Annotated in this window: 6 protein-coding genes and 2 pseudogenes; 6 read left to right on the top strand and 2 right to left on the bottom strand. The window is 72.1% G+C overall.

The features are described 5' to 3' along the window. The 3 genes and pseudogenes from ACOV8S_RS19070 to ACOV8S_RS19060 all read left to right on the top strand — a co-directional run. Positions 1–679: pseudogene (locus ACOV8S_RS19070) on the top strand (hypothetical protein); the annotation flags it as partial. Between the two features lie 161 nt (positions 680–840). Beyond that, the gene (locus tag ACOV8S_RS19065; protein WP_448319013.1) at positions 841–1290 is read left to right on the top strand and encodes a protease inhibitor I42 family protein; all 450 of its coding nucleotides are present in this window, start codon (positions 841–843) and stop codon (positions 1288–1290) included. 18 nt (positions 1291–1308) lie between these two features. Continuing rightward, positions 1309–1413, top strand: a pseudogene (locus ACOV8S_RS19060) (LysE family translocator); the annotation flags it as partial. A gap of 102 nt (positions 1414–1515) precedes the next feature. Here the strand turns inward: ACOV8S_RS19060 and ACOV8S_RS19055 are convergent. Next, complete coding sequence (locus ACOV8S_RS19055; protein WP_448319012.1) at positions 1516–1893, bottom strand: VOC family protein; 378 nt, start codon at positions 1891–1893, stop codon at positions 1516–1518. 294 nt (positions 1894–2187) lie between these two features. Between ACOV8S_RS19055 and ACOV8S_RS19050 the strand changes: the two genes are divergently transcribed. Beyond that, entirely contained in the window at positions 2188–2889 is a 702-nt protein-coding gene (locus tag ACOV8S_RS19050; RefSeq protein ID WP_448319011.1) for a hypothetical protein, read from the top strand. 96 nt (positions 2890–2985) lie between these two features. On the opposite strand, the gene ACOV8S_RS19045 is transcribed toward ACOV8S_RS19050, so the two are convergent. Beyond that, positions 2986–3492: a DinB family protein gene (locus ACOV8S_RS19045; protein WP_448319010.1), complete on the bottom strand. Its 507-nt coding sequence runs from the start codon at positions 3490–3492 to the stop codon at positions 2986–2988. A gap of 185 nt (positions 3493–3677) precedes the next feature. On the opposite strand from ACOV8S_RS19045, the gene ACOV8S_RS19040 reads away from it, so the two are divergent. Next, a complete protein-coding gene (locus tag ACOV8S_RS19040; protein ID WP_448319009.1) occupies positions 3678–4406 on the top strand; it encodes a DsbA family protein in 729 nt (242 codons plus the stop codon). Between the two features lie 94 nt (positions 4407–4500). Next, the gene (locus ACOV8S_RS19035) at positions 4501–5592 is read left to right on the top strand and encodes a DNA polymerase III subunit beta family protein (protein ID WP_448319008.1); all 1092 of its coding nucleotides are present in this window, start codon (positions 4501–4503) and stop codon (positions 5590–5592) included. The last annotated feature ends 31 nt before the right edge of the window (positions 5593–5623 follow it).

The following is a 5623-nucleotide window of genomic DNA, read 5'->3' as shown; positions in this document are numbered from 1 at the left end:
GGTGGAACCTGAGGCTTCCGGGCTCGAGCCCTCGTGGGAGGGGACGGAGCCGGGGCCGGACCCCCTGCCGGAGACAGGGCCGGCGCCGGAGCCAGGGCCCGCCCCCGAGCCGGAGCCGGAGCCCGACCCGGAGACGGAGTCGGCCGCGGAGCCGGATCCGGACCCCGCACGGGAACCCCGGCCCGAGCCGCACCCCGCTCCCGATGCGCTCGGGGCCCCCGAGCTGCACGCCCAGGCGCGGGAGCTCCTGGAGTCACTCCCCCGGCTGACGCCGGACCTGCGCGGCGTGCCCGTCGCCATGCGGCGGGAGTTGACCGGGCTGGTGCTGCGCTGGCTGGAGGCAGGGCACAGCATCGGTGACGTCCGCACGCACCTGCTGCGTGGCATGCCCTCCGACGGCTCGCCCGTGCTGCGTCCCGGCGGCCTGGTCCGGTACCTGCTGCGCGAGGTTCCGCCCGTGTGGTCGCCGACCCCGACGGTCGTCGATCCCGGCCACCGCGACGCTTCGCCGCCTCTCCCGGTGGCGGCGGACACCGAACTGCGGGAGTGCGAGGGCGACCACTCCACCGTGACCGTCTTCCGCCCGACGGGTGACGAGACGCTCTGCGGCCCGTGCCTGCGCGAAAGGGCTTCCGAGCGGGGGGAGTTCGCGGGAACTGGACCATTGCCCGCGTTCTGACGAGCACGCGGCGAGAGGGCTGAGGGCCGTGGCATGCTGGCCTCGCCGACAGCGAGCCGGGGGATCCGGGGGCCCAGGAGGTGACGCGGTCTACCGTCGGGCACTCGGGGGCACAGCCGCCGGGGACGGGCGACCACGAACGGACGGAGAGGCATCACACCATGACCGCTTCCGCACCCATACCCTCCGGCGGCACACGCGGGCCCAGGGGCGGCGCCCTGGCCGCGCTGACCGCCGCGCTCCTCGCGTTCGCCACGGCGTGCGGCTCCGGCTCTCCGACGAGCCGCCCGCTGGACAACACCGGTATCAACGCCGAGCCCGGTGAGAAGTTCACCCTCACGGTCACCGAGAACCCGTCCGCCCGCAGGACCTGGCACCTGGTCGATCCCCAGCCCGACAGTTCCGTGCTGGTCAGTCACGGCAGTCGTCGCGTGGACTCCGACGAGTACGAGGACCAGCCCGGCAGCAACATCCCGACCGTCTTCACCTTCGAGGCCAAGGGCAAGGGGACCACGCAGTTCACCCTGCTGCAGTGCTTCAAGACCTGCGACGCCGGCGCCGACTCCCCCGACGCCCCCGAGCGCATCACCTACACCGTCACCGTCGGGTAGGCGGCAACGGTGTGTGACTGGCTGGGACGCTCCCCACGGCGTATTGCGCTGATCGGCGGCGCCGGCGGGCTGGCCATGATCGGGCTCGGGGCGACGGTGGCCGTCACCGGACGCGCCGACTAGACCGACGACCCAGCCGATCCAGACGACCGGGCCGACCGGGCCGTGTCTGTGCGCTCACCCGGGCCGGCTCGTTGGTCCGGCCGTGCTCAGCCGGTCGGCCGATCAGTCCTTGGCCATCTCCCCGGCACTGCGTTCCACGCAGAACTCGTTGCCCTCGGGGTCGTGCAGCGTGACCCACCCGGATCCGTCCGGCCGCCGGTGGTCGCCCTGAAGCGTGGCGCCGATGGAGAGCAGGCGCTGGACCTCCTCGTCCCGCGTGCGGTCCTGGGGCTGAAGATCCAGATGCACGCGGTTCTTCACTGCCTTGCGGTCGTCGACCTTGATGAACAGCAAGGTGGCGCCGGCACTCGTGACGAGAGCCATCGGGTCCCCGGGGAAGTCGTCGTCGGCCAGTGAGCCGTCCAGGGCCTGGGCCCAGAAGCCCGCGAGAACGTAGGGGTCCGCGGCATCGATGGTCACATGACGTATCAGGGAGCTCATGCGCCAAGTCGATCACGGAGGCCTCCCGTCGTACAGGGGGTGGACGGACGAGACAGCAACTAGCGCGCGAGAGAAGGGAATTGCGTGATGAGACGTGCCCCGTGGCCGCGCCGGCACCGGCCTTCGCCCGAGCGGCTCCCGTGACATCTGTTCGCACCTGCTCCGCCGTGCGCGGGCGAATCGGTTCGACCGGCTCCACGGCATTGCTTCCCCCCGGCGGGATGGCAGACGCTGGTAGGCCGGACGAGCTGGACGAGGCCGGTCGGGGGTGTCGTAGGGGTGTTCTTACGAGGCGTGAGGCGCTGGTATCAGAACCTGAGCCGGACGCAGGAGAGGGCGCTCCACGCGGTGGTGCGGGTGCTGACGCTCGCGGTGGCGGTGCCGGGGCTGCTCCTGTGCGTCGACCGGATCGGGGACAACGCGGACGGCGTGGCCCAGCAGTGGAGGGCGCCCACGTGTCCTGTCGGCACGTCGTGGCGGACGGCCGAGGACTGCGTCGCCGAGGCCACGGCCGACGTCCTGGCGCTGGGCAAGAGCGTGTCGTGCACCTCGGACTCCAACGGCTCCCAGACGTGCACCACCAACTACTCCGCGCGGGTCCGCTTCGGTGAACGGACCGAGAAGCTGGGCGTCGGGAAGGGCTTCTACGACGACGTGGAGCGGGGGGATCGGGCCGAACTGCGGCTGTGGCGGGGCGACGTGGTGCGGATGACCGCCGCAGGCCATACCGAGAGGTTCTTCACCAACACGGAGTTGGCGTCCGCGGGGTGGCTGATCCTCGGCTGGGTGCTGCTGGGCCTGGCGTGGGTGGCGGTGCTCGGGCTGAGGCTGTTCCCGTTGCTGGGCGGATGGATGGTGCTGTCGGTCCCGTACGTGCTGGTCGCGTACAACGTCCTCGGGCTGAACCCGATGGGCGTGCTCGGGTGGAGTGCGGCGGGGGTCTTCACCGTGGCGGGGGTCTGGGCGATGGCGGCGACGCGTGCAGCGCTGCGGTGACGCCCCGGGAGCCGACTCGCGGCGTGCTCGATGAGGACATGCGCGGCAGTGGTGCGACCAGGGCCGTCGCCGGCTGCGGCCCCGGTCGCGGCCTGCCTAGTCGCCGGTCGCGCCGTCGAGCATCTCGCGCAGGATGTCCAGGTGGCCGTTGTGGCGGGCCGTCTCCTCGATGAGGTGGAGGAGGATCCAGCGCAGGTCGGGCTGGAGGCCGTCGCGGAGGGTCCGCCGGGCCCGCTGGTCCAGGGCGGCACCGGCGACCAGCTCGCGGTAGCGGGCACTCTGTTCGGCGTACTCGTCGAGCAGCTGCGTGAGGGGGAAGTCGACGGCGACGCGCATCTCGCGGTCGGGGTCCTCGTCGGTGCAGGGGCTCTGGTCCTCCTCGCCGAGGAAGACCACCTGGAACCAGTAGGACTCGACCCAGCGGAGGTGGTTGACCACTCCGCACAGGGTCATCAGGGGTGAGCCCGGCAGGAGGGCCTTGCGCGCGTTCTCCGCGGAGACGCCCTCGCACTTGGCGCGGACGGTGTCACGGGCGTAGTCGAGGAACGTGACGAGCTGGGTGCGCTCGTCCCAGGCGGGAGGGGTGTCGCCGATTCTGGTCATCGTGTGAAGCGTCCCCGATCGCCGCGGTCGGTGTCGAGGCGATGACCGATGGCCGGTACTCCACCGGCGCTGGTGGAGCACCCAGGAAGCACCCGGGGAGCACCCGGGGAGCACCGGTGGGGCGCTGTCCGATCGTGACCTGCCGTGTATGGCTTCCGCGTCGTCGCGGAGCGGAGAATCCGCAGGTGAACAAAGCAAGAGTGCTGTCCGCCGCGACGGCGATGGTCTGTGCAGGTCTCCTCATCCACGCGAACTGGGGCTCGAGGCCACAGTTCGGGCAGGCCACCGGGGGGTCCGTGGCCGCCCACGCGGCGCTGGAGGGATTTCCGGAGGAGCTGGCCGCGGACGGCACGACGATCGTCGTGGGCGACCCGGACGCGCCGACCGCGGTCCGGCTCTACGAGGACCCGCGCTGTCCGGTCGTCGCCGACTTCGAGGCGACCGGCGCCCGTGCGCTCCGTGCGCGGATGCTGCGGGGCGAGGCCAGGGCCGAGTACACCCTCGCGTCCTTCAAGGACGGGTCCCTCGGCGGGGAAGGGTCGAGGAAGACGGTGAACGCCCTCCGTGCCGCGCTGGACCAGGGGAAGTTCGCGGAGTTCCACGCCCTGGTGTTCGAGAACGCGACGGTGATCGAGTTGTCGGGCGGCCACACCACGGAAACCCTGCTGGAGCTCGCGGGCCAGGTCGAGGGGCTGCGCGGCGAGGCCTTCGACTCCGCCGTGCGGACGATGAAGTACGAGGACTTCGTCACCGCGTCGGAAGAGGCGTTCGAGGCGGACACCAGCGACAACCAGGCCGGCTCCGGCACGCCCACGGTCGTGGTCAACGGCACCACGGTGGAGGGTTTCTTCTTCGACCACATCTTCGAGGAGGAGTCGTTCGACCGGCTCCTGAAGGCCACGTACTCGACGTGACGGTGTCCTGACCGGCGGGCGGGGCCGACGGCTGTCGGCCGCTGTTGACCCTCGACATGGTCGAGGGACCAGGCTCCTGGGTGTGGAGAGCGAGATGCGCAGCATTGGTGAGATGGCCCGGGACAGTGGGCTGAGCGTCAGCGCCCTGCGGTTCTACGACCGTGCGGGCGTACTGGTGCCTGCCTGGGTGGATCCGGTCAGCGGCTACCGCTGGTACGCGCCGGAGCAGCTGGAGGAGTCCCGGCTGCTGGCCCGGCTGCGCCGGGCGGGGATGCCGCTGGCGGACATCCGGCTGGTGCTGGCCGGGTGGTCCGGTACGGACACCGGTCTGGTGCGCAAGCTGCTGCAGGCGCACCTGCGCCGCCTGGAGCTGGGCCTGTCCGACGCCCGCAGGGAGCTCTCCGCGCTCCGAGCGCTTCTCGACGACAGGGAGATACCCATGACCACGGTCCGTACCGACGCCGTCCGGCTGACCGTCCCCGCCTCCGAGCTGGCCGCCGCGGTGGACGCGGTCCGCTTCGCCGCCGGCACCGATCCGGAGCTGCCGATGCTCGGCGGCGTCCTGTTCGACATCGAGGGCGGCCTGCTGCGCGTCGTGGCCACCGACCGGTACCGGATGGCCGTCGCGCGGGCCGGGACCGCCGGGCACGGCGGACCGCGGGTGCAGGCGCTGGTGCCGTCGCCGCTGGTCGACGCGATGCGGGCGCTGCTCGGCGAGGACGTGTCCGCCCAGCTCACCGTGGACGGTGACCGCGTGGCCCTGGAGGCGGGCGGTCGTCAGGCCGCCGGGCCGCTCCTCGACCACGAGTTCCCCGACTACCGCCGCCTCGTCAACCTGCCGGCGGGCCACCGCGTCGTCGTCGACGTCGCGGACCTGCGGGAGGCGGTGGAGACCGGGCCCGTGCGGGCGAGCGAGGTGCGCGAGCAGGACGGGGTCACCTTCGACGTCACGGTGCTTGAGGTCGCGGACGACGGGACGGTGGGCGTCCGCGGGGAGGTGGACGGGACGGGCGGGAAGGACCACGTTGCCGTCAACCGGGTGTTCCTGTTGCAGGCGCTCGCCGCGGCCGGGAAAACGGACCGGCTGGTCCTGGAGTTCGGTGACCCCACCGCGCCCATGGCGGTCCGCCGGACCGACACCGAGGACGCCTTCTCGATCCTGATGCCGGTCCGGCTGGAGGACTGACCGCGGGGCGCGGCGGGGGGCAGGGGTGAGG

Source organism: Streptomyces sp. CO7 (assembly GCF_053474865.1).
This window is presented reverse-complemented; position numbering and strand designations above follow the sequence as displayed.